17 protein-coding genes are annotated in these 23533 nt (G+C 41.9%); 5 read left to right on the forward strand and 12 right to left on the reverse strand.

From position 1 onward, the window contains the following. Nucleotides 1-251: 251 nt before the first annotated feature. From HWV58_RS12000 to HWV58_RS12020, 5 genes are all read right to left on the reverse strand, one after another. Nucleotides 252-1688: a TolC family protein gene (locus HWV58_RS12000; RefSeq protein ID WP_175634329.1), complete on the reverse strand. Its 1437-nt coding sequence runs from the start codon at nt 1686-1688 to the stop codon at nt 252-254. Then, a complete protein-coding gene (locus HWV58_RS12005; RefSeq protein WP_175634330.1) occupies nt 1681-4851 on the reverse strand; it encodes an efflux RND transporter permease subunit in 3171 nt (1056 codons plus the stop codon). Before HWV58_RS12005 ends, HWV58_RS12000 begins: the two co-directional genes overlap by 8 nt. A gap of 23 nt (nt 4852-4874) precedes the next feature. Beyond that, nucleotides 4875-5957 (reverse strand): efflux RND transporter periplasmic adaptor subunit, encoded by a 1083-nt coding sequence (locus HWV58_RS12010; protein ID WP_175634331.1) that lies wholly within the window; start codon nt 5955-5957, stop codon nt 4875-4877. Nucleotides 5958-6760: 803 nt separating this feature from the next. Beyond that, a complete protein-coding gene (locus HWV58_RS12015) occupies nt 6761-7849 on the reverse strand; it encodes a metallophosphoesterase (protein WP_175634332.1) in 1089 nt (362 codons plus the stop codon). A gap of 30 nt (nt 7850-7879) precedes the next feature. Beyond that, nucleotides 7880-8062, reverse strand: a complete 183-nt coding sequence (locus HWV58_RS12020; RefSeq protein ID WP_175634333.1) for a hypothetical protein — start codon at nt 8060-8062, stop codon at nt 7880-7882. A 280-nt stretch (nt 8063-8342) separates the two neighbouring features. On the opposite strand from HWV58_RS12020, the gene HWV58_RS12025 reads away from it, so the two are divergent. From HWV58_RS12025 to HWV58_RS12035, 3 genes are all read left to right on the forward strand, one after another. Beyond that, nucleotides 8343-8816 (forward strand): hypothetical protein, encoded by a 474-nt coding sequence (locus tag HWV58_RS12025; RefSeq protein WP_175634334.1) that lies wholly within the window; start codon nt 8343-8345, stop codon nt 8814-8816. Nucleotides 8817-9033: 217 nt separating this feature from the next. Continuing rightward, nucleotides 9034-9849 carry a helix-turn-helix domain-containing protein gene (locus HWV58_RS12030; protein ID WP_175634335.1) on the forward strand — a complete coding sequence of 272 codons (816 nt, stop codon included), beginning with the start codon at nt 9034-9036 and terminating at the stop codon, nt 9847-9849. Between the two features lie 41 nt (nt 9850-9890). Next, nucleotides 9891-11423: an FAD-dependent monooxygenase gene (locus HWV58_RS12035; RefSeq protein WP_175634336.1), complete on the forward strand. Its 1533-nt coding sequence runs from the start codon at nt 9891-9893 to the stop codon at nt 11421-11423. A gap of 77 nt (nt 11424-11500) precedes the next feature. On the opposite strand, the gene HWV58_RS12040 is transcribed toward HWV58_RS12035, so the two are convergent. The 4 genes from HWV58_RS12040 to HWV58_RS12055 form a co-directional block, all read right to left on the reverse strand. Then, nucleotides 11501-11800, reverse strand: a complete 300-nt coding sequence (locus HWV58_RS12040) for a PAAR domain-containing protein (RefSeq protein ID WP_175634337.1) — start codon at nt 11798-11800, stop codon at nt 11501-11503. Between the two features lie 18 nt (nt 11801-11818). Then, nucleotides 11819-13609 carry a type VI secretion system tip protein VgrG gene (vgrG, locus tag HWV58_RS12045; RefSeq protein ID WP_175634338.1) on the reverse strand — a complete coding sequence of 597 codons (1791 nt, stop codon included), beginning with the start codon at nt 13607-13609 and terminating at the stop codon, nt 11819-11821. A gap of 177 nt (nt 13610-13786) precedes the next feature. After that, complete coding sequence (locus HWV58_RS12050; RefSeq protein ID WP_175634339.1) at nt 13787-14392, reverse strand: DUF5694 domain-containing protein; 606 nt, start codon at nt 14390-14392, stop codon at nt 13787-13789. A 6-nt stretch (nt 14393-14398) separates the two neighbouring features. Beyond that, the gene (locus HWV58_RS12055; RefSeq protein WP_175634340.1) at nt 14399-14548 is read right to left on the reverse strand and encodes a hypothetical protein; all 150 of its coding nucleotides are present in this window, start codon (nt 14546-14548) and stop codon (nt 14399-14401) included. A gap of 452 nt (nt 14549-15000) precedes the next feature. On the opposite strand from HWV58_RS12055, the gene HWV58_RS12060 reads away from it, so the two are divergent. Beyond that, nucleotides 15001-15216, forward strand: coding sequence for a cold-shock protein (locus HWV58_RS12060; RefSeq protein ID WP_175634341.1), 216 nt, complete (start codon nt 15001-15003; stop codon nt 15214-15216). A gap of 37 nt (nt 15217-15253) precedes the next feature. Here the strand turns inward: HWV58_RS12060 and HWV58_RS12065 are convergent, their stop codons facing one another. From HWV58_RS12065 to HWV58_RS12075, 3 genes are all read right to left on the reverse strand, one after another. Beyond that, the gene (locus HWV58_RS12065; RefSeq protein ID WP_217706987.1) at nt 15254-17422 is read right to left on the reverse strand and encodes a family 43 glycosylhydrolase; all 2169 of its coding nucleotides are present in this window, start codon (nt 17420-17422) and stop codon (nt 15254-15256) included. Between the two features lie 264 nt (nt 17423-17686). Then, nucleotides 17687-18151, reverse strand: a complete 465-nt coding sequence (locus HWV58_RS12070) for a phage tail protein (protein WP_175634342.1) — start codon at nt 18149-18151, stop codon at nt 17687-17689. Between the two features lie 24 nt (nt 18152-18175). Continuing rightward, nucleotides 18176-19756 (reverse strand): phage tail sheath family protein, encoded by a 1581-nt coding sequence (locus HWV58_RS12075; RefSeq protein ID WP_217706988.1) that lies wholly within the window; start codon nt 19754-19756, stop codon nt 18176-18178. A 308-nt stretch (nt 19757-20064) separates the two neighbouring features. Here HWV58_RS12075 and HWV58_RS12080 point away from each other — a divergent pair, with 308 nt between their 5' ends. After that, nucleotides 20065-23130, forward strand: coding sequence for a beta-L-arabinofuranosidase domain-containing protein (locus tag HWV58_RS12080; RefSeq protein ID WP_175634343.1), 3066 nt, complete (start codon nt 20065-20067; stop codon nt 23128-23130). The last annotated feature ends 403 nt before the right edge of the window (nt 23131-23533 follow it).

Here is a 23533-nt window from a genome sequence, read left to right on the forward strand (position 1 = left end):
CTTCATCCCCCTGCCCCCTTCAAAGGGGGAAATGATCTGCTATAATAGGGAATCGTATAGACAAACTTAACTCCGCTCTGCATTGTCAAACCATGAAATCCGTGGGTTCCGTGCATCCGCGGCTAGATTTAAGCGGGTAAGGCACCTCGACTCCGCTCAGCGTGACAAAAAAAGGCTACTCCAAGAACTGGAGTAGCCTCTACAGATAAGGATTTGACTTGAATATTATGTTATCATGGAAAAAGCTAAGCCTAGTTCCAGCCGCCACCCAGGGCGTGATAAATATCTACTACTGCGTTTAACTGTTGTTTTTTGGTTTCAATCAGTTCCAGTTTCGATTGTAAGGCATCGCGCTGGGTCATTAAAACCTCGAAATAATCTGCTCTCGCTGCCTTAAATAAATCATTAGAAATATCAATTGACTGCGTTAAGGCTGTTACCTGTTTCGATTTCAGATCATAGCTTTTTTGCAGGTTACTGATTTTCGACATTTGATTGGCTACCTCAATGTATCCGTTTAAAATGGTTTTTTCATAATCGAAAACCGCTTGTAACTGTTTAGCATTTGCAGTTAAGTACTCTGCCTTTATGGCGTTGCGGTTAATTAGCGGTCCTGCTAAATCTCCTGCTAAAGAGTAAATCAACGATTCGGGTGTTCTTAGCAAATACGAAGGATTGAAAGCCTGGTAACCGATAGAAGCCGAAATACCTAGCGATGGGTAAAATTGCGCCTTAGCAACCTTTACATCAAGCTTAGCAGCTGCCAGTTCGTATTCTGCCTGTTTAATATCCGGACGGTTAGCCAATAACTGTGCAGGCAATCCGGTTTGTACAGTTGGCGGCACTAAATCAGTAAAATTAGCTTTATCCCTGATGATGGTTTGCGGAAAACGGCCCAACAGGAAATTGATCTTATTTTCAGTTTCGGTAATGTTTTGCTGAATCTCGAATTCAAGGCTCTTAGAACTTAAAACCTCAGCCTCGAATTTACGCACAGCCAATTCGGTAACACGTGTAGCCTGTTTCTGTATTTTCATCAGCTCCAGTGCATTGCTTTGTAGTTCGATGTTCTTTTTCACAATCTCCAGCTGGTTATCGGCGGCCAGTAATTCGTAATAAGAATTAGCTACTTCGGCAATTAAATTGGTGATTACAAAATTCTTACCTTCAACTGTCGACAAATAGTGACTGATGGCTGCTTTTTTCGAATTGCGCAGTTTATGCCAGATATCGGCTTCCCAGTTGGCCTGTAAACCAAACTTATAATCGGGTAATATTTCGGGCACTTCTTTACCGGGTGTAATTTCGGTAGAGGCATCGCCTGCTCCCGAACTGGTGTAACGGCCCACTTTATCAAAACCGGCACCCACACCATAGCTTACACTTGGTAAAAGTTCTCCTTTTTTGGCTTTGATTTCGTTTTTGGCAATCTCAATATCCTGAAGGGTAATGTTTAGCTCCTGGTTATTTTTAAGGGCTGTATCAATCAGGCTGATCAGATTTGGGTCGGTAAAAAACTTACGCCACTGTATACTGGCAGTGCTTACCGTATCCTGCCCGCCATTGTTAAAGGCGGCAGGTACGTTTTTATTTTCGGCACGTTGGGCTACTTCTGGTAACTTACAGGCGGTATATGCAGCGCATATCAACACCAATCCAACGCTTTTATATATATTTTTCCTAAACATTGTTTTCTATTTCTTCTGTTAACGGATGTTCTTCTTCAATTTTAATCAGCTTGTGTTTAGCTGCAATTGTTCCGAATACGTAGTATAAGCCCGGTATTACAATTACCCCAAAGATGGTTCCGAAAAGCATACCACCTGCTGCAGCCGAACCAATGGTACGGTTACCGATTTTACCCGGTCCGCTGGCAATCATTAACGGAATTAAACCTGCAATGAAAGCAAAAGAGGTCATTAAAATTGGGCGGAAACGCACGGTAGCACCTTCCATAGCGGCCTTAAATACCGATGCACCCTGGGCATGCCGCTGTGTAGCGAACTCTACAATCAATACTGCATTTTTACCCAGCAAACCAATAAGCATAACCATGGCTACCTGGGCGTAGATGTTGTTTTCCAATCCCAATAATTTAAGGAATACAAAAGCCCCGAAAATACCCGCAGGTAAAGAAAGGATTACCGAAAGTGGTAAAATGAAACTTTCATATTGTGCCGCAAGTACCAGATAAACGAAGCCCAAACAAATCAGGAAGATGTAGATCGCCTCATTACCTCTCGATACCTCATCTTTAGAAATACCAGCCCAGTCAATACCAAATCCCCTTGGCAATGTTTTCTTGGCTACTTCGGTAATGGCTTTAATGGCTTCGCCCGAGCTGTAACCCGGAGCCGACTGACCACTGATCTCCGAAGCGTTGTACATGTTGTGTCGGGTAATCTCCGAAAGACCATAAACCCTTTGCATCTTGATAAAGGCAGAGAAAGGTACCATTTCATCGCGGTCGTTCTTTACCGATAGCTTCAGGATATCTTCCGGAAGTGCCCTGTATTGTGGCAAAGCCTGCACAATTACTTTATACTGCCTGTCGTATTTAATAAAACTGGTTTCGTAATTACTACCCACAAAAGTAGAAAGCGTATTCATGGCATTATCAATGCTCACGCCTTTTTGCTGCGCAATGTCGTTATCTACATTAAGCATATACTGTGGAAAACTGGCACTGTAGAAAGTAAATACAGATGAAAGTTCTTTCCGTTTATTCAGCTCTTTTACGAAATCGTTAGCAACAGTTTCCATTTTTTTATAGTCGCCGCTACCCGCTTTATCCAGTAAACGAAGTTCGAAACCGCCTGCCGCACCATAACCCGGCACCGCTGGTGGCTGGAAAAACTCGATAGTTGCCCCTGGTATAGATTTAGATTTTTCTTCCAGTTCTTCGATAATCTCTACTGCCGAATGTTTACGTTCGTTCCAGTCTTTCAGGTTAATTAAACAGGTACCCGAGTTAGAGCCCGTACCTTCGGTAAGAATCTCATATCCTGCCAACGAGGAAACAGACTTAACGCCATCAATCTCTTCGCACATTTTCTGCAGTTTTTCAGCAATCTGGTCGGTACGCTCTAAAGTAGATCCCGGAGGCGTTTGGATAATGGCATAAACCATTCCCTGGTCCTCATTCGGAATAAAGCCTGATGGTACCGTACCACTTAAACCCCAAACACCTAAACAGAAGGCAACCAGCACGCCAAAGGTTAATATTCTGCGGCTTACCACTTTGCTCAGCACAAATTCATATTTACCCGAAAGTTTAGCGAAACCATTGTTAAAGCCATCCAAAAAGCGATCGATCATGGTTTTCTTGCCTTTTTTACCATGGTTATTTTTAAGCATGATGGCACACAAGGCCGGTGTAAGCGTTAAAGCTACGATACCCGAAAGGATAATAGCCGTAGCCATGGTAATAGAGAACTGACGATAAAATATACCTACAGGACCAGACATAAACGCTACCGGAATAAATACCGATGCCATTAAGAAGGTAATGGCAATAATTGCCCCGCCAATCTCTTTCATGGCCTGTTGTGTAGCTTTTAGCACCGAAAGCCTCCTGTCGTGCTCCATCTTGGCATGCACCGCCTCAATTACCACAATGGCATCATCTACTACTACCCCAATGGCGAGCACCAAAGCAAACAAAGTGATTAAGTTGAGCGTAATACCAAAGAACTGCATAAAAACGAAAGTACCAATCAACGATACCGGAACCGCAATTGCCGGGATCAGTGTCGAACGCCAGTCGCCAAGAAACAGGAATACTACTAAGCCTACCAGAATAAAAGCTTCTACCAGCGTATGGATTACCTTTTCTATAGAGGCATCGAGGAATTTAGAAACGTCGTAACTGATTTCGTAATCCAGTCCTTTTGGAAATGAACTGGCTTTAATTTCAGCCATTTTGGCTTTTACATCCTTAATTACCTGGGTGGCATTACTACCATACGATTGCTTTAATACGATTGCGGCAGATGCTTTTCCGTTTAAAGTAGAGTACAAATTATAAGCTGCTGCACTAAAATCTACGTCGGCAACATCTTTTAAACGGAGTAATTCGCCGTTGGCACTTGCCCTGAGTACAATATTCTCGTAACCTTCTTTGGTATTGAAACGACCCGAATATTTCAACACGTATTCGAATGCCTGCGAACGTTTACCAGAGCTTTCACCCGTTTTACCCGGCGAAGCTTCTAAACTCTGTTCATCAAGTGCTTTCATTACCTCATCAACCGAGATTTTATAAGCCTGCATGCGATCGGGCTTTAACCAGATGCGCATCGCATAATCCCTGTCGCCCAAAATATCGGCAAAACCTACCCCATCTACCCTTTTCAGCTCCGAAAGCAGGTTGATATCGGCATAGTTGTACAGGAAATTCTGGTTCATTTTAGGGTCTTTACTGTACAGGTTGATGTACATTAACATGTTAGACTCCTCACGCGTAATCTTTACCCCTTCGCGAACCACCAAAGGAGGAAGTTTATTGGTTACAGCTGCTACCCGGTTTTGCACGTTAAGCGAAGCCTGATTGGGATCGGTACCCAGGTTAAATACCACCTGAATAGAGGCCTCACCATCATTACCGGCATCGGATGCAATATATTTCATTCCGGGTACCCCGTTAAGCGCACGCTCTAAGGGAATAACCACCGATTTAATTAAGAGCTCGTTGTTAGCCCCGGGATACTCGGCCGTAATATTTACTTTAGGCGGCGAAATAGAAGGGAATTGCGTAACAGGCAGGTAGCTAATGGCCAACACCCCCAGAAACACAATAACAAGCGATATTACGATAGAAAGGACTGGCCTTTGTATGAATTTACTAAACATAAAATAAGTATGGAGGATTTAGATTATTCTGTTTTCAGTCTCAATTGTTTCATCACATCCTGAGGCTGCTGGAATTTAAAAGCGATCTTATCATCATCTTTAACTTTCTGTACACCTTCAAGCAGGATTTTATCGTCTACCGTAATGCCATCGCCTACAATGTATAAATCGGGTAAATCGCCTGCTATGGTAATGGCTTTGGAGTGTACTTTATTGTTTTTATCGATCACAAAAACATAGGTTTTATCCTGAATATCGTAGGTAGCTTTTTGTGGGATAACCAATGCATTTTTTAAAGGCACTACCATTTGGATTTTACCGGTTTCGCCGTTTCTAAGCAGGTTATCTGCATTGTTAAACCTGGCCCTAAAGGCAATGTTTCCGGTTTCGTTATCAAATTCACTTTCGATCAGCTCTACCTTACCTTTGGCTTTAAGCAGTTCGTTATTGGCCAATAACAGGCTAACCTCTTGCTGGCCTTTTACTTTGGCAGCACTCTGGTAGTTAAGATACTCGGGCTCCGATACGTTAAAATAGGCAAACACCTGACTATTATCTGAAAGGCTGGTTAACAATGCCCCCTCATCAACCAAACTCCCTAATTTTAAAGGAATACGATCGATGGTACCATCAAATGGTGCCCTGATTTCGGTATTCGATAAATGAAATTTTGCCAGAGAGGTTTCGGCATTGGCCGATTGCAGTTTAGCTTTGGCCATAGCCAGTTCGTTTTTCGAAACAATATTTTTATCTGAGAGTAATTTGGTGTTTTCGAGTTCGATTTGTGCCGATTTTGTTTCTGCCTGTGCTTTGGCCAGTTCTGACTGTGCTGCCTTAGGCATAATTTTAAACAAAAGCTGACCGGCCTTTACATGCTGACCTTCATCCACATATATATTCTGAAGATAACCCTTCTCCTGGGCTCTTACTTCAATATTCCGCACAGATTTGATTTGCGAAACATATTCTTTGGTAAACGAAGTATCCATTCTGATCGGACTGGTTACCGCATAAGTGGCTACTTCTTCTTTTTCTTCTTTTTTAGATGTACACGCTGTTAGGTAAAGCAAAGCACTCAAACCGAGGCACATTACATTTCTCTTCATCTTGTTTTTTTGACTAGTTATCTGATTTATTTTTTTTCATTAGTTTTCCTTTGCCAACCGGTTTATCATTAATATACTGTTAAACAGCACCATATTGGATCAATAATTCAGGGTTACGCAATGATTTAATTCGATAGCGAAATAAATACAGATTTATGAAGTTTAAATGAAGTTGATCTTCAGAATTGAACTACGCAGCATTAGCTTTTAAGCTAAAAAGAATGGAATGGAGCGACAAATTGGAAATTTGATCGTGATTTCAACCAAAACAAGTTAAAAACAAACGGATTAGATCACTTTTTGACAGAAAACGATTAATAAAAAGGGGATTTTTAATTTTTCGAGCACTTTTCAATCTGAAGATAAAATGTTTTTATTAACTAGAAATTGACAAAAACTTAACTCAACACTTTTTTTTGCGGTAAGCTTATTGCACAGCCTGCTTAATAAACTGCTAGCCAAGCCTGTTAATGCCGAAGCGATTTAATCCATCGTATTTCAGTTATCAAAGCTGCACCTGATTTTATTATAACCGTACCCGACTTTATGATTAACGTACCTGACTTTATGATTAACGTACCCGGTTTTATGATTAACGCACCCGACTTTATTATAATCGTACCGTAATTTATCATACGTACACCTTAAACGACCAACTGCTGAACGTCACTGGTACTGTCTTCTGGTATTTCTTACAGAAAATGATTTCAAATCATAACTAAAAGCCCCAAAAAGCCGAGCAATTTTGGGGCATTATGGGTGCTCAATACAAATTTGGAATACTTAAATTCAGAGCGCGTAGCCTACTCAATCTCTCCTGAATCGCCGGCGAGCGTCAATATTTTTTGTTGTTGCTTATCATCTACCACAAAAGTTTGCTTACCCTTAAAAAGCAGGGCTTTGCGGTTTCCACGGTGCTGATCTACATCCACACCGACCACTTTCCCTCCATAGTATGCCGCAATATTCTGCGCAGTAATGGTATGCCCTACAATGATTTGTTTTACATCAAACTTAATCAAGGTCGAATCAACCGTTGCAATGTTTGTTCTGTTTTTGCCGAAATAACCCCGATACCAAAACGGTCCGCTGGCACTCATAAATAACTTTCCTTCCTCATCAAGCTTTTTCGTTGGTATTCCATAATAGCTACGGCATTTTTCGTTAATGGCTTGTAAGTTGAGACTTAATGCGTTAATTTCGGGCGATATTCCGCCATGCAAAAAGAGCTTATCTCCTATTTTCTCTATTGCATTCTTACTTCTTAGCCATTTACCAATTTCGGTTTCGGGCGAAATTAACTGTGCGTGGCTTAAGCCCAACAGCTTTTCTGAAGCCTGGTATTTTGGTGCAACATAACGCAGATCTCCGGCCAGGTTCATTACATCGTGGTTACCGAGTAATACATGTACAAAACCTCCTTTACGCCGGGCATCTTCCTCTAGTTTATAAAGGAGCCAAAGGTAAGGCATCACTTCTTTTCCACGGTCGAAAAGATCGCCACAAATTATCATATGCCCTTTACCGTAGATCCAGTTGTATTTTTTATCAATAACTTTATTGGCAAGCATAAGCGATCTGAAAGCCTCAAATTCGCCTTCAATATCTGAAAGCACCATTAACTTATCTACCGGCTTATATGCAACTGGCTGAACTGCAATATCGGCATGTAGTTTAAAACTAAAATCCCAATCGCTATGCTGGGCAAACCTTACCTGTATAGCCTCATTTCCCGCCAATGTATCGGTTATTACCTCGTTGCTTAACACATAGCTTACTAATATTTTATTTGCCGAACGGGTAACATAAGGCCCATCCTGCTCTACCTGAGCATAAGTATAATTACAAGCAAGAAGCAAGACCGCGGTTAGTGCTTTTCTGTATAAGTTCATTTAGGATTATTTTTAAATGGCATTGCCGGATTATTCGGTCTGGCTCAATATGCGTTCGATTTCACGCAACATCTGATCGGCCAGTTTTTGCTTTGCACCAATTTTAGACAAGTATGCATCGGCAAAAAGCGCATCAAGCTCTTCCATAATAAAGCTATATCTGGCCTTAAGTTCCATCAAATCTATCTGTAACGACATCGAAAGCTCCTGCATACCTCAAAACTATGAAATACGGTTTGTAATTTGAAACAATAATGGATAGAATTTTGCAATAGAGTTAAAAAAAACAATACAAAAATTCTGATTTATTACTCTTTTATTATTTGATCACTTTAATATTAAATTATTTAAAGAAATTCCTCTCTTCTATCTAGATCTTTAAAGGGTCAAGATGTTTATTCACTTGTATTTGCTAATTATTAACTTTAATATTAAGATATTTCTTGAATATATTGCTATTTCTAAATTCACTTATCTATAATTGAAAAAAACTATGAAAAGCTTAACTTATCTCTTACCGCTTTTACTTGTGTCGAAAGCTAAACCAGAAACAAGTATTATTCCTCAAAAACAAACTCCACAAGTAGTTTTAGAAAAAAGTGCTTATGCAGTTAAAGATGAACCTTGGAGAAAATCGTACAGTATCAGATTTGTTAACGAAACGGAAAGTGCTGTAACAGTATATGGGCCTACAGCAATTTCTCCTTCTGGCGCCCCAATAGATGCTGTTGTAACAATAGAACCACATAGTGAAGGAATCCTTAACACATCTATCTGGATTCAGGATGCAGAAATAAAAGGTGGGATTGCGTTAAGCTTCACGAGCGATCTAGCATCCTTTCAGATTTATGGCTTTGCTATTTTTACTCAATTTGGTGCCCGCGATTTAAATATTGATCGTCAGTTTCTTATTAATAATTCCGGTTCTACGCCACCGACAATGCATATTGGAAGGTGGATTGAATAAGATGAGGTATTCATCTATTTTTCATTTTCAAAGATTTTTTAATTTGAGAAGAAAATTGGAATAAAACTATAATAGTGAACGACTTAAAACTAAACATAAAAAATAACTTCCAATGCAATAGACCAAAAATTGTTGTATTGGAAGATTTTGGCCTTTTTAATAGTAATAATCCAGTTCACTTTCAAATAAACACAGACCAAATGTATTTTCTTTAGAAATGCTACACCGTGAATATGAACCTCCTGAAATGCTACGCGATACGATCAGGTGTTTTTGGTACAATAAAAGGGAATCGGTAACACCTGAAACTTTTGAGGTTTTGCCCGATGGTTATGCCGAAATTATCTTTCATTTTGGAAACGCCTGCAGTACTATTCAGGACGGAATTTTAGAACCACTTCCATCGCCCTTTATGATGGGACTGCTCAATCGGCCAATTACCTTCCATACCCAAAATTGCTTCGAAATTATTGCTATCAGGTGCTATCCATGGACAGTGTTCGATTTGCTGGGCTTGCCTTCGTGCAAACAACATCTGCATGTACTCGAACATCCGATAGCACATTTACAGTCCATATTGGAGGCACATATCCGCAGCGGCAGAGTAGCAGAAGCGATTAATCAGGTAGAACAATATTTTCTGAAGGCAAAATCGCAAATTGCGGCTAACAGTTTGTTGTTTAAAGCCGGTATTGCCATGCGCGAGGCCAAGGGTACTTTGCCCGTAAGCCAGGTTGCTGCCGCGGCGCATACCACAGTACGTACACTGGAACGCAAGTTTAAACAATCGTCGGGCTATACGGTTAAAGATGTATCGGGACTAATGCGCTTTGAACAGGTTCGCAACCATTTGTGGCTTTACCCTAATGCCAATCTCTCAGGCCTCGCCTATCAACGGGGCTACACCGATCAGGCTCACCTGAGCCGTGATTTTAAACACTACAGTGGTACTACCCCAGCAGCATTTGCCCGAAAAGCGAAACAAGGACAAGCGATAGTTGAAGGCGATTTTGTCGCATTTGTACAAGCCTGATCCGCTGCCATTGCGGAACTTTGTGTTCAAATAATACCAATATGAACACCATACTTCAAAATGATATACCCTTATCTACACCTCCTGTTTACGATGTAATTATTGCAGGTGGAGGACCGGTAGGTCTTTTTCTTGCCTGCGAACTTGCCCTGGCACAATGCACCGTGCTGATACTCGAAAAAGCTGAAAACTCCGATTCTCCGCTAAAACGACTCCCCTTTGGTATGCGCGGACTTTCGGCACCGACCATTGAGACACTTTACCGCCGCGGATTATTGTCGGGACTGGAAATCCATAAGCGCTATAAAAACCCTCATGCCGGACAAGAAAACCGTCAGGCAGGGCATTTTGCCGGGATTCCATTTTATGCTGACCACATTGATGCTTCGAAATGGAAATACCGTTTACCAAGTGCTACAGCTGCCATTATGCTTTCTGAAATGGAGGAACTAGAAACCGTATTAACCAATCGTGCCACAGCACTAGGTGTAAATATCAGGCATGGTCTGGCCATCACCAATTTTCAGCAAACGCATGAAGCGGTAACGGTATTTACAAATGCCCAATCTTTTAAAGCCAAATGGCTGGTAGGTTGCGACGGAAGTCGTAGCCAGGTGCGTAAGGCTGGCGGTTTTGAGTTTGCAGGTACCGAACCTGAATTTACCGGTTACAGTGCACAGGTTGATATTTTAGATCCCGAAAAACTTAAACCAGGCCGTAATGTAACCGCCAGAGGCATGTACCTGCAATCTCAGCCCGGCTACCTCATTATACAAGATTTTGATCAAGGTGCATTTCATCAGTCAGCTGCGCCAATAACTGCCCAACATTTGCAGGAGGTACTCCGCCGCATTTCTGATACCGATGTAACTATCAGCGCCCTGCACATTGCCACTACCTGGACTGATCGTGCCCGCCAAACCACTACTTACCGCAATGGCAGGGTGCTTTTAGCAGGCGATGCGGCCCATATCCACGCACCTTTGGGTGGCCAGGGTTTAAACCTGGGGTTGGGCGATGCCATGAACCTGGGCTGGAAACTTGCAGCCACCATTAAAGATGCCGCACCTGAAGGATTACTGGACAGTTATTACACTGAAAGGCACCCCATAGGCATAAAAGTTTTGGAGTGGTCGCGTGCACAGGTGGCTATCATGAAACCCGAACCCCCATCTCAGGCATTGAACGCCATTATGCGCGATCTGATGCACACCCGTGACGGTGCAACTTACATGGCTTCGCGCATTTGGGGCCTTAACCTGCAATACAACCTTGGTGGCGATCACCCGCTGGTAGGTTACAGTGTACCCAACTTCGAATTTGAAGATGGAACAACCATAGGCGAATGGATGTATGATGGCAGGGGAATTTTACTCGATTTTGGTAAGCATGCTTCATTGCAGGCTTTAGCCGAAACTTATGGCCAGCAATTGAAATACCTTTCGGCAAAGGCAAAAGTACAATTGGGCTTAAGTGTTGTACTGGTTCGTCCGGATGGTTTCGTAGCCTGGGCTACTGATGGCGAACCTGATGAAAAATTAATCAGGCAGGCGGCAGAAAAATGGTTTTTCTGATCTCAGACTTTAAAACAGAATTTAAATCTGCTCATCTGTTTCAGAAGAGCAGATTTAACTTCAGGTTTAAGGTAGGCTTAGCCTCCTATCATTACGTTAAATGCGCCTAACAAAATTGTTCCGCCATGTGCGGTTTGGTCGCCCAATCTGGCAGCTGGCATTCCACCAATCATTACCGTAGCAGATCCTTTAACAATGCTATCGGGTGGGCCAACGCAAACCAGCATATCGCCTACCCTGGCTGCTGGTAATTTCCCTATTAATACAGTAGGTTCACCCGGCCCAACAATAGGCCCGCCAACATGTGGTACAGGTACTACGCCCGGGGTCATCATCGGGCATTCGTGAAAATCGGTTAATCTTGCTGCTGGTGGCATATTTCAGTTCTTTTTTATTTAGTTAATCATAATCATTGCGCTGTTAAGCGTCAGCTCCATTCCACTCTTAATTTGGGCAGTCATCGATCCCATTGCAGAAAACTCAATATCTGCCTGTTGTTTAATGTTCATGCCGCTAATGTCTACATCTCCCGCGCTGGCCTTAACAACTACTTTTTGTTGCCCAGCTATTCTTACTTCCTGATCGGCTTCTATACTGATATTTTTAGGGCTTTTGATACTAATCCCGGCTTCCGACATGGTAATGCTGTTACTGTTTTCGTCGCGGATGGAAACTTCTTTGTCTTTATCATTAAAAATGATTGTATTCTGTGCCGGGGTAGCAATGGTTAAGACCTTATTTTCATCGTCAAATCTGATACTGATATTTGATTTGGACACAAATGCCTTGATTGCATTTTTTTCGTCCGGGCCAAGGCCATTACCAGGGGCTTGCCTTGAATTACTGTACATACTGCCTAAAATTACCGGGCTGCGTGGATCTTCATTTAAGAAACCCAGTACTACCTCATCGCCTACTTCGGGCATAAAAAATGTACCTGCGCCGCTGGTGGCATAAAAGCTGGCCAGCCTTGCCCATATTCCCTGTCCGTTCTGATTAAATATCGGTACATCAACCAAAATGCGGTATTGCAATTCAGGATCATTGTAAATTTGCTTTACGGTGCCGTTAAACAAGCCGCGTCCTGCACTTAGAACACCTGCATCAACGCTGCGATCCGTTTTTTCGATCAACCATTCGGGAGAAAGCCCTACTGAAACTTCTGTAATCCAGTTTCCCTCAGCAATGTTGTGGGTAACGCCCGAAACAAGGTAATCGCCATTAAACCTGTCGCCAAGACCGGTTAGGCTAATAAATTTACCAGGATCGACCAGGGCCGTACCTTGAAATTTAGCTTCGCCTCTTATTCTGGCATAATCAGCCTGCTGCATCTTTGCTTTTGCCCAATTGTTAAGCGATTCATTTTCAATTCGGGCCGTGGTTTGCAATTCATATTCGTTTAAACCAGCTACCTGTGCCAGTGTAGCCGGCGAAATATTACCCGGCCCGTTATAATGGCTTGTTGTTGTTGCGCTGTTAATGCTTTGTGTGGTATAATCCCAGCTGCTGGTTTTTACGCTTTCCAACTGTGTAAGGGCATTCATGTTGGCATTAAACTGTAATAATCCGGTGCCATATCCAACCGTCATCACCGGCTGGGCAAAAGCATCAGGAGCTTTAACCGATACGATGCCGTTTAATGCGGTAACAATCAAGCCATTCATCCCGGCAAGTGATACCATAAAATCCCAATCGGTTAAATTATATTGTACCTGGCTTGGCCAGATTGTGCTGGTTTTGCTCACATCAGCGGTTAATGCCCCATAATTGTTAATGAGCGTGGTTATAATATCGCTGTCTTTTTGTTGTGAGAAAGTAGCATTCTTTTTGCCAACAGTCATTTTTACAGCTTCATCCCTGCATTCAATTACAAGTGCCGAACCAATCACTTCATCAATACGAATCGACTGACCAGTAATTATTCCTGTAAAAATTACCCCATTTGTATTATCGTAACCTGCTTCAATGGTAATCTGGTTACCGGGTACAAAAATGGCCGAAGAACTGATTTCAAAAGTTCCCTCGCCAGCGTTACCATCCAGGATGGTAATTTTTGCAAGCGAAATGCGGTTTACCTTTTTCTCTATTTGTATAGCATATACTTGTACAGTATCGGGAACAAGCTTACCTGCAACCTTAATGCTGTAGGTAGCTAAATCACCTGAGAAACGCTCTGATGTTGTCATTTTATTGAGGGATTGATTTGCTTTAATTAAATGTCAAACCAAATATCAACAAAAGAAACAAAAAGGAATACGCCTGGAGCAACGTATTTTCACCCTTTTTGCAAAGAAAAAAGGACGTAACCGGGCATGGAACAACTCAAAAATTTATATTAATACCTCCATTAAATAGATTGAGGTTTACCAAATGGTATCCAGTTTCACCAGATTGAACCTTTTGTCGGCTTTAATAAAATCTTCCATAATTGCCGCATGGCCTGCCCCAACAATAATTACGATATTTTTATCAGCGGCCGAAACCTGATTCTGGATATTGGCGTACATGATCAGATTGCGTTTATACCAGGCAGCTACCAAATCAGATCCAAAGAAATCGTCAGCTTGATTGATCCTGTTCAGAAAAGAAATGTAGAGCCCTTTGTTCAACTGATACTGTTCCTGCGAGTTGAGGCCGAGCAATACATCTTCCAGTTTTGGCTTACTCAGGCAGGCATTCATAAATACTTCCAGCTGGGTAAGCTTATCCTGGTAACCGCTGTATGTGAAAGAGCGGCTGGCCTGCAGTTTCGGTTTGATCAGATCAAACCGGATAGGCACCTCATCATAATCCATGGCATAAATGCTATCGTTCGCGGCCTTCTTCGTTAACCTAAAACCCAGCTGAAAGGTTTCGTTTTCACTGTAAAACCTTTTATAGAAAGCGTTTAATGTATCAGCATGGTAAAATGGTTTTGCATTTTTGTACAGGGCGTACAAGGCATTTAGTTTATTGTTTTTTCGCAGCATCGTATTCTACAAAAACTTTAGCGGGGCGATATTTTTAATCAGTTTATCCGTAATCCGTTCCAGTCCCGGCTGGTTTTCATCGCTCAAAATATTGCGCTCTTTCATTTTCCCCTCATCAAAACCAGGATTATTAAAATGGTAAATACCGATAAGCACCACATTTGTTTGTTGTTGAGAAAAACCCGATGATGAAAAGAAAAACTACAGCAATAAGTTAATCAGGAATATATTTTTAATGGTTTGCATTTTAATGGGATGATTTAAAATAAGCTTAGTTTCTGTAGATTATTGCAGGGACTTATCTGCACATTACGGCAAGCCATTTCTGACAAATCGCGAAAGTAAAACAAATAAACAATAACTCACAGTATAGAGACATTATTCCAAACGTACAGTTCCAAAGCAGCTGGCAGATTAGGAAACTGTTACAAACTAAGCCTAAAGCATCCGTGTGGCTGTTTTTCAGGCAATAAAATGAAAAAATGATGAAGAAATTTCGAATTATGATTAATACATTGTTTATTTGTAATAGATATGTTACATTTACTTTGCGGATGAAATTTGAATTCCGGATAACCAAACCTATCTTCATCGAACTAACTACAACTATGAGAAAAGGCATTATTACACACATCGATTTACTATCGGGAAAAGGTTTTATCGAAGACGAAAATCAGCAGGACATTTCGTTTTATCTTAGCGATACTCAGAGCAACCTACGAACCGGAATTTTGATCGAATTTGAAATCGCACTTGACGATAACGGTTTGTTTGCCACAAATGTTCAATCGCTGGTGTTGCAAGAACCCCTCTTAGCCGGATAATGCCTGGCTACTGCATTTATTTTTTTGAAATCACCAGTTATTTACCGGGCCTTGTTTGCTGCTGCAGTTTTTGAATATCAGCTTTGCTTAAAGCATAATCATACATCCTTAATGAAGCCATAAATCCGTTATAATGCTCCCCTTCATCTGATGCGCCGACTATAAATTTCGCCTGCTTAATTGCCGAACTTAAGGTCATATTCTGTGCATTATCTAATATGCCATCTACGTAGATTTTTTCTACCATGCCATCAAAAGTTAATACCAGGTAATGCCATTGGTTAGCTTTGGGCAGCTTGTTGTATTTCATATCGAAATGATAATCGAGATGCCCGGCTGCACCGTAGCCTGCGCTGTTGTAGTACATTGCATTATAGGAATTGGCCAGGCGCATGGCGTTTCTGTTGCACCACGACATTAAGCATTCGCCATCTTTAGCCACTTCCGGATTTTTTACCCAGGTAGCTACCGTATACGAACCGTTCCAGGCCAATTGTTGCGGAACGGGTTGATTGGATGTTAAGTAACCCTTACCAAATTTCAGCGCTTTTATCCCTTCTTCATCCTCCTGAATTGGAACCTCCCCTACACTGTTAAAAACTCCACCCAAAGTACCCTTATTTTGCAGGCTGGAAACCGCTTTGGTGGCAGCAACTTTTGCAACATCCAGATGCAGCAGCATTTCTCTTTTACTATTAATCGCCGGACCTGCTATAGCACTTTTATTCCTTACAGAAAGTGGAATTTCGAAAAGCGAATCGTAAACTTTTAAATTCCATACTGCTGCGTACAAGCCCTGCTTTTCGGTTCCTGTTACCGTTAATTTAATATACCTGGCCTTAACATCACCATCATCAATCATAGGACTCCCGGCTGTACGGTTAGCAGATTTATCCGAAAACACTTTCCAGTTCTTACCATCAGTAGAGTACCTGAGGACATATTGATAATAAAATGTAGGAAATTCGAATTGCATAAATACACGTTTCACCTGTTTTTCTGCACCCAGATCGATAGTTAAATCCTGAGGCAGCAGGTTGCTTCCTGCTTTCCAAAGGGTAGCATTGTTGTTATCGGTAGCTAAGCCAGGCTGATATTCATAATCGCCATTTAAACCTTGCAGGTGATAAGATGACGAAGCACTTGCTGGCTTGTGCTGTGCAAGGTTAAGTGGTGCTTTCTGCTTTGAAGGGCTAATGTAGCCCGTATTTGCCGGAACTACGGCTTTGATTGTTGAATCATTTTCAAAAATCATTTTATCGATACATACCTGCCGCGAAAGCCCGCCACGCGTCATGGGGTAATCGTGCTTGTGGTAAACCATGTAATAATCGTTACCATCCTGCAAAACCGAGTGGTGCCCGGGACCATGCACACTTTGATCGGCATTGGTGCTCAGAATGGGGTTATTGACACCCGGCGTAAATGGCCCGTAAGGTGTATCGGCGTAGGCATAACGCACATTATAGGTTTCATCGTGACAAGATGCACCGGAATACATCAGGATATATTTATTTCCCTTTTTCATCATGTACGCGGCTTCGAAAGGTGCAGGCGTTTGTGCCAAAGGAATGTTTTTCGATTGCTGCATATCTTTCATGCTTTGGGGATTGAGCTCTCCTACCGCATAACCGCCATTATAATGCACCCAGGTACCCCAATAGCCATAAATTTTGCCATCGGTATCGGTAAAAAACTGTGCATCTAATGATGGAAAACCTGCTCTGGGATAGTTATGGGCAATTACAGGTTTATCGTTTTCATCCATTTTTTTCCAGGGTCCAACCGGGGTATCGGATACATAACCATAAATGTTGCAACCCATTTCGCAATTTCCGAAATAGAGGTAATAGCGTCCGTCTTTCTCAATAATATCGGGTGCCCAAAAGTTAACCAGTGGTATGCTGGTAAATGAAGGCACATCCATGGTATAATTGTACCAGTTCTCAAAATCTTTGCTGTACCATACCGTAGGTGCCCCCGAAGCCAGCATAATATTATCAGTAGTGGAATAGATGTAATAGGTATCGCCAAATTTCTTAATGGTGGGGTCGGCAAAATATCCGGGTAACAAGGGATTTAAAGTTGTTTTAACGGCATGCGGTATCATTTGCTGCGCCTGTGTTTTTTCAAGGCCTTTTAACAGGCAGGCAGCAAAAGCCAGTAACACGAACAACCTTAAAAAAAACAGATATTTCTTCTTCATTTTACACCTTGTTAAACAATAAAATTAGCCAGGAGCAACTATTATTTTCCACCTCTGTAAGTTAAAATAGCGTATAGCAGCCCTGCGACTTGATTGTTTTCAAAGATAGATTTGAAATGCCTCCATAGCGTTGATGGATATTAACCTGATGTAACTTGATTTTAACAGAACTGAAAAGAAGTAAGATGACCTTCGGGTTTACGCCAGGCAGGCGATCAAATCAGCCGATGTAAGCCCACTGATTGGATCGCCTTTAATTACGAATTAGCTGCCATTGGTAATGGTAAGCTGTTCGAATGCAATTTCGAGCGACTCAACAGCTATTTCATTCCCTTCCGATTTAAGGTCTGTACTGCTAATTTTTGTTGGCCACGCCTTATCCAGTTGCCACTGCATGGTAATTTTGCCGGCCTCATCAAGCAGCTTAATTAATACCGTTCTTCTTTTAATTGTATTCATGCTGATCGCCGAATGCCAATCCCAGAAAGCATTGTCGTTAACAAAAATCCCTCTTTTCAATGTTACATTACTATAATGTACCAGTCCGGGCATTTTTTCGGTTGAAAATAACGGGCTATTGCTTTTACGGTACTCGATAATTTGACTTTCTGCCTCCAGGCCCGATACTTCCTGAAAGGCTATCCCTTTTAATGTGGTACCTAAATCTACCTCAAACCTGAATTTTGGCAGCGGCCATGCTTCGCCACCGGTTTTTCCATCATTTGCCATAATTGTATATTTTTCTTTTATAAATTAATCCTTCTGCATTTGCTGCTGAAAAGTAAGCACAATAAATTCGGCCGGCCTTACCACTGCTACTTTTACGACAACATTCATAAATCCATTCAAAATATCATCAGCTGTCATGGTAGTTCCCAATCCACAATCAACAGAAAAGGCATCATTAGTACTCGCCCCCTGCAGCGCTCCTTCTTTCCACAATGAGGTTAAAAAGCTGCCAAGCATTGCCTTTGCCGCTTCCCAGGTATTTTTGTCGTTTGACGAGAAAACATAGGCTCGTAAAGCCAGTTTGCACGACTGTTCAATCATGGTTAAGGTTCTTCTAACCGGGATGTACCGCCAATCCATACTGTTGCCATCTAAGGTACGTGCTCCCCAAACCAAAATACCTAAACCATTGAAAAAACGGATGGCATTGATCGATTTGCCTGAAATGGCATCTACATTCAGCGGTCCTTGCTGGCTTTCTGATAAACGGATTGGTAAAGACACGGCACCTACAATTGAAGTATTGGCCGGTGCCTGCCACACCCCAACCTGATTATCGGTAGTGGTTATTACTCCAGCCATGGCCCCGCTGGTGGGAAGCATATTAGCCTGAGCCAGCAGATGTGTAAGGATTTGCACATAATCCTTACTGGCGTTGCTTAAGGCATTATGATATTGCGCTATTGTTAAAGGTGTTCCAACAGGATTTTCGATGCTTTGCAGGATTTTTGCCACCGTTGGGTTAGGGTTTTGGGGCGAATTGAGTAATGGTGCCAGTTGTTTAACATTGCCACCAAAAAGATTGGTATAATTAACATCTGAATTACCCATTATCGTAGTACCAATAAAAGGATAATAAGCTACACCATAGTTTAAGCCTTGCTGCCCTGTGTTTTCCCTGAATGTTTCAATATCGCTTGTATAGGCTACAGGATCAGGATTGCGCCCTCCAATTAGATCAAAAATACTAATGGCGGTTTGCATAATTTCGCATTGTGCCAGCATGCTTTGCATTAACCGGGCATTTTCAGGTACCGATAATAATGTTGCTTCGGGACATATATACATGGTAGGCTCCTGCTCATGAAGTAAAAGTGCAAGACCGCTTTCCAAATCGGCCAACGATACATTTGGATTTACAATCTGTTGGCCAACATCAATGGGTTTTCCCGATTCTTTGCCATAAGTACCTACCGATACGATGTAAGCATCGCCACCCCCATTCTGATAAAATAGCCTGATACTATTGTACAGATAATAAATGGTATTGGGATCGGGCAAAACGGCATAACAGGTGTTGTTAATGAATAGGTAATCCTGGTTTGCCGGTGTACTATTTTTTTGTTTTACCGGATAATATTGAGGATGATATTGTACCGCCGGGCTGGCTGGAGGAGCCGGATCAGGATAGCCATAGATTGCCATAAAATCGGCAAAACTGCTAATTTTAGTCGCTACATTAGTGTACGATTTACCTTCGTAAAAGGCTTGCGGGGTATAACCTATAAATGCAGGAATTGCCGTAGCTACCTGAACCACACTGTTTGGAAAGGCATTTAGCTCATTGATGTAAACACCCGGAGTTTTAATATTAGATTCGATCATGATAATTTAGCTATGCTGGTTTTACAAGGTTTGATTAAGCACGAATATCAACAAAAAGAAACAGAAAGCCTGCAGCAACACAGCGCGTATTTTCACCCTTTTTTACCTCCATCCAAACCTATATAGCCTCCGATACACACTAGAAAGCCCTGGTCTGAAACTTTTGTTAATATCCTGTAGCCATTAGCTAAAAAAGAAGTATAAAAACACGGGGCTTGTCTTTAATTTTAGCAAAATTTACAAGCAATCCTATTCAGCAGAAATGCCAATAAAAAGATTGTTTATTTGCCATCCCTCAACTCATTAGAATGAAATTATACAAGCTATTCCTCCAGTCGGCGCTATTTATTGCGTTTTTAGCCCATAACAACAGTGTTAAGGCACAAAACGGCGATCAGATATTAGATGGGGTTGGTGAAACAGCCATGAGTGCACGCTATAAATTTAACGGCGATGCCAAAGACTGGTCGCGCAATAACCTGCATGGCAAACTCTTTGGTACCGGAGCCAAATTTGTGAATGATAACCAGTTTGGTCCGGTTTTATCCCTTTCGGGCGAAGCCAATACCTTTATCGCCCTGCCGGCAGCCGTATTAACCGATATGGAATCGATTAGTATCACCGGCTGGATTTATTTACGATCTAACCAGCATGGGCAACGTTTTTTTGATTTTGGGCAAGATGCAGCCAAACATTTTTCTGCAGCCCCGGCAGGCAGCAATACACAGGGTGGCTTCCAGGCTTTTATCAGCACCGAGAAGGGGATTAAAAACGCGAGTTCACCAACTGCAGTAACACTTAACCAGTGGGTAAACCTGGCCATTGTTGTCGATATTCCTTCAAAATCGATCACGACTTACATTAATGGCAAAATAGCTAACGAAACAAAAGATATTCCGCTCGATTTAACAACAGTATTCGGGCAAACATCAAAAGATAAAAACCTGCTTTACATCGGAAAATCGCTTTTACCAAACGATCCTTATTTAAATGCTTTGATCCACGATTTCAGGATTTACCGTGTACCGCTGAGTTACAGACAGGTGGGTTACATTTACCGTAATGCCCTTAAAGGTGGTAGCGAAAGCACCGTAAATACAACAGCGAAAAAGGAAGATAATCTTCAGAAATTTCCGCCAAATATACCACAACTCTACAATACCTATTTAACCAGGGTTGCGGATGTAGCAGTGACTACAACTTTAGGGAATTTACCACGTTTGCCAGCCTACATTGAGGGAACTTACCGCAATGGAAAAAGCGGCCCAAAAGTAAGGGTAATATGGCCTGCTCCAACAGATAATACAGCTGTTTTAAAAGCCGGACAATATACCCTAACTGGTGAGGTACCAGGCACAAACTTAAAAGCAAATGCAGTTGTTACCGTTAAGGAAGCTGGAAAAGCTGTTTTGCCTGCTTTAAAGCTCGAGCCTTTCCATTTAGGCCAGGTTACTTTAAAAACGGATGTGGAAGGCCATGGTACAAATTTTACCAAAAACCGCGATAAGTTTATTGAAACACTGGCGAAAACCGATCCGAATTCCTTTCTGTATATGTTCAGGCATGCTTTTGGGCAAAAACAACCTGAGGGTGCAAAGCCATTGGGCGTGTGGGATAGTGAAGACACTAAATTAAGAGGGCATGCCACTGGGCATTACCTTACCGCTATTGCACAGGCTTATGCGGGTACCGGATATGATGCTGCGCTTCATGCCAACTTTGCGAAAAAAATCGAATACATGGTAAATACCCTTTACGATTTATCGCAATTATCCGGAACAGCACAAAAAGCCGGCGGTCCGTTTGTTGCCGATCCAGCTGCTGTACCCGCAGGGCCCGGAAAGGCCGGCTTTGATTCTGACCTGAGCGGAGCGGGAATCAGAACGGATTACTGGAACTGGGGCAAAGGATTTATCAGTGCTTACCCACCCGATCAGTTTATAATGCTGGAGCAGGGCGCTAAATACGGAGGTCAGAAAAACCAGGTTTGGGCACCTTATTATACCCTGCATAAAATTCTGGCAGGTTTAATAGATGTGTACGAAGTAACAGGCAATAAAAAAGCACTCGAAATTGCCACCAACATGGGCGATTGGGTAAATGCCCGTTTGAGCAAGCTGCCACAAGAAACGCTCATTAAAATGTGGAATACCTACATTGCCGGCGAATATGGCGGCATGAACGAATCGATGGCCCATTTGTACCAGATTACCGGAAAGCCCGAATACCTTAAAACAGCGCAGCTGTTCGATAATGTTAAGGTCTTTTTTGGTGATACCGCACACATTCATGGATTAGCCAAAAACGTTGATATTTTCCGCGGCTTACATGCCAACCAACACATTCCGCAAATTGTAGGCAGCATCGAAATGTATCGTGCATCCAATAACCCTGAATATTATCAAATTGCTGATAACTTCTGGCATAAAATGATTAGCGATTACATGTACAGTATTGGTGGTGTTGCGGGCGCACGTAATCCGGCCAATGCCGAATGTTTTGTTGCCCAGCCGGGTACTTTGTACGAAAACGGATTCTCGGAGGGCGGTCAAAACGAAACCTGTGCCACCTACAACATGCTTAAATTAACCGGCGATCTTTTCCTTTTCGACCAACGGGCCGAATTAATGGATTATTACGAACGTGCCTTATACAACGATATTCTGGCATCAGTAGCCGAAAACAGTCCGGCAAACACTTACCATATTCCGCTAAGACCCGGATCGGTAAAACAATTTGGCAACGCAGATATGACCGGTTTTACCTGTTGTAATGGTACCGCGCTCGAAAGCAGCACCAAGCTGCAGAACTCGATTTACTTTAAAGCTAAAGATGATAAAGCACTGTATGTAAACCTGTTTATCCCTTCTGTTTTGGATTGGACTTCACGTAAGGTAAAAATAACGCAAACTACTGATTTCCCGAGAGCAGACCATACCCGCCTCAGCATTCAGGGAAGTGGAAAATTTGAGGTGAATGTACGTGTACCGGGTTGGGCTACCAAAGGTTTTTTAGTGAAGATAAATGGGGTAGCACAAAAAATTGAGGCTAAACCGGGTACTTATCTAAGCTTAAACCGCAACTGGAAAGATGGCGATATTATTGAACTGAAAATGCCTTTTACCTTTCACCTCGATCCTGTAATGGATCAACAAAACATTGCCAGCCTATTTTACGGACCGGTATTGCTTGCTGCCCAGGAGCCTGAGGCCAGAAAAGACTGGCGCAAAGTAACCCTCGATGCCAGCGACATCAGCAAATCTATAAAAGGCGATCCTGCTCAATTACAATTCAACATTGATGGCGTAAACTTTAAACCATTTTATGATACTTATGGCAGGCATTCAGTTTATTTAGATGTTACTTTAAAGTAAAACATGGAGGGGTGTTGGTTTATTTGTTCATTGGGTTCATTTGTTCATTGGTCATTGGTTTATTAGTCAATAGTCCATGGTTGATAGCCCAACCCAACTGTAAACTGATAACTGAAAATTGTTTATTCGTTCATTGGTCAATGGCTGATGGTTTATGGCCGATTTGTTCATTAGCTCATTGGTTCATTTGTGCCAATCCCTTTTACCATACATCTTGATTGATAATTGGGTATTGCATATTGGTTATTTACTCCCTCTGCCATTACCTTTAAAATTGTTACATAGACCGGGATAGCGTAAAAACATAATTTCCATCGATTGAAATTAAAATATGGCTTCATTGCAAAGCTGTGTAACGAAGCTGGTTTAGTCTGTGGCTATCAATTTTAGTTGCGTTTTGCTA

Source organism: Pedobacter ghigonis (assembly GCF_903166585.1).
Taxonomy (GTDB): Bacteria; Bacteroidota; Bacteroidia; order Sphingobacteriales; family Sphingobacteriaceae; genus Pedobacter; species Pedobacter ghigonis.

Coding starts and splice junctions, on each gene's coding strand:
- HWV58_RS12000 (WP_175634329.1), bottom strand. CDS start 1,688: ATGTTTAGGAAAAATATATATAAAAGCGTTGGATTGGTGTTGATATGC.
- HWV58_RS12065 (WP_217706987.1), bottom strand. CDS start 17,422: ATGAAGAAGAAATATCTGTTTTTTTTAAGGTTGTTCGTGTTACTGGCT.
- HWV58_RS12040 (WP_175634337.1), bottom strand. CDS start 11,800: ATGCCACCAGCAGCAAGATTAACCGATTTTCACGAATGCCCGATGATG.
- HWV58_RS12070 (WP_175634342.1), bottom strand. CDS start 18,151: ATGGCAAATGATGGAAAAACCGGTGGCGAAGCATGGCCGCTGCCAAAA.
- HWV58_RS12060 (WP_175634341.1), top strand. CDS start 15,001: ATGAGAAAAGGCATTATTACACACATCGATTTACTATCGGGAAAAGGT.
- HWV58_RS12025 (WP_175634334.1), top strand. CDS start 8,343: ATGAAAAGCTTAACTTATCTCTTACCGCTTTTACTTGTGTCGAAAGCT.
- HWV58_RS12005 (WP_175634330.1), bottom strand. CDS start 4,851: ATGTTTAGTAAATTCATACAAAGGCCAGTCCTTTCTATCGTAATATCG.
- HWV58_RS12020 (WP_175634333.1), bottom strand. CDS start 8,062: ATGCAGGAGCTTTCGATGTCGTTACAGATAGATTTGATGGAACTTAAG.
- vgrG (WP_175634338.1), bottom strand. CDS start 13,609: ATGACAACATCAGAGCGTTTCTCAGGTGATTTAGCTACCTACAGCATT.
- HWV58_RS12030 (WP_175634335.1), top strand. CDS start 9,034: ATGCTACACCGTGAATATGAACCTCCTGAAATGCTACGCGATACGATC.
- HWV58_RS12050 (WP_175634339.1), bottom strand. CDS start 14,392: ATGCTGCGAAAAAACAATAAACTAAATGCCTTGTACGCCCTGTACAAA.
- HWV58_RS12015 (WP_175634332.1), bottom strand. CDS start 7,849: ATGAACTTATACAGAAAAGCACTAACCGCGGTCTTGCTTCTTGCTTGT.
- HWV58_RS12035 (WP_175634336.1), top strand. CDS start 9,891: ATGAACACCATACTTCAAAATGATATACCCTTATCTACACCTCCTGTT.
- HWV58_RS12010 (WP_175634331.1), bottom strand. CDS start 5,957: ATGAAGAGAAATGTAATGTGCCTCGGTTTGAGTGCTTTGCTTTACCTA.
- HWV58_RS12080 (WP_175634343.1), top strand. CDS start 20,065: ATGAAATTATACAAGCTATTCCTCCAGTCGGCGCTATTTATTGCGTTT.
- HWV58_RS12075 (WP_217706988.1), bottom strand. CDS start 19,756: ATGATCGAATCTAATATTAAAACTCCGGGTGTTTACATCAATGAGCTA.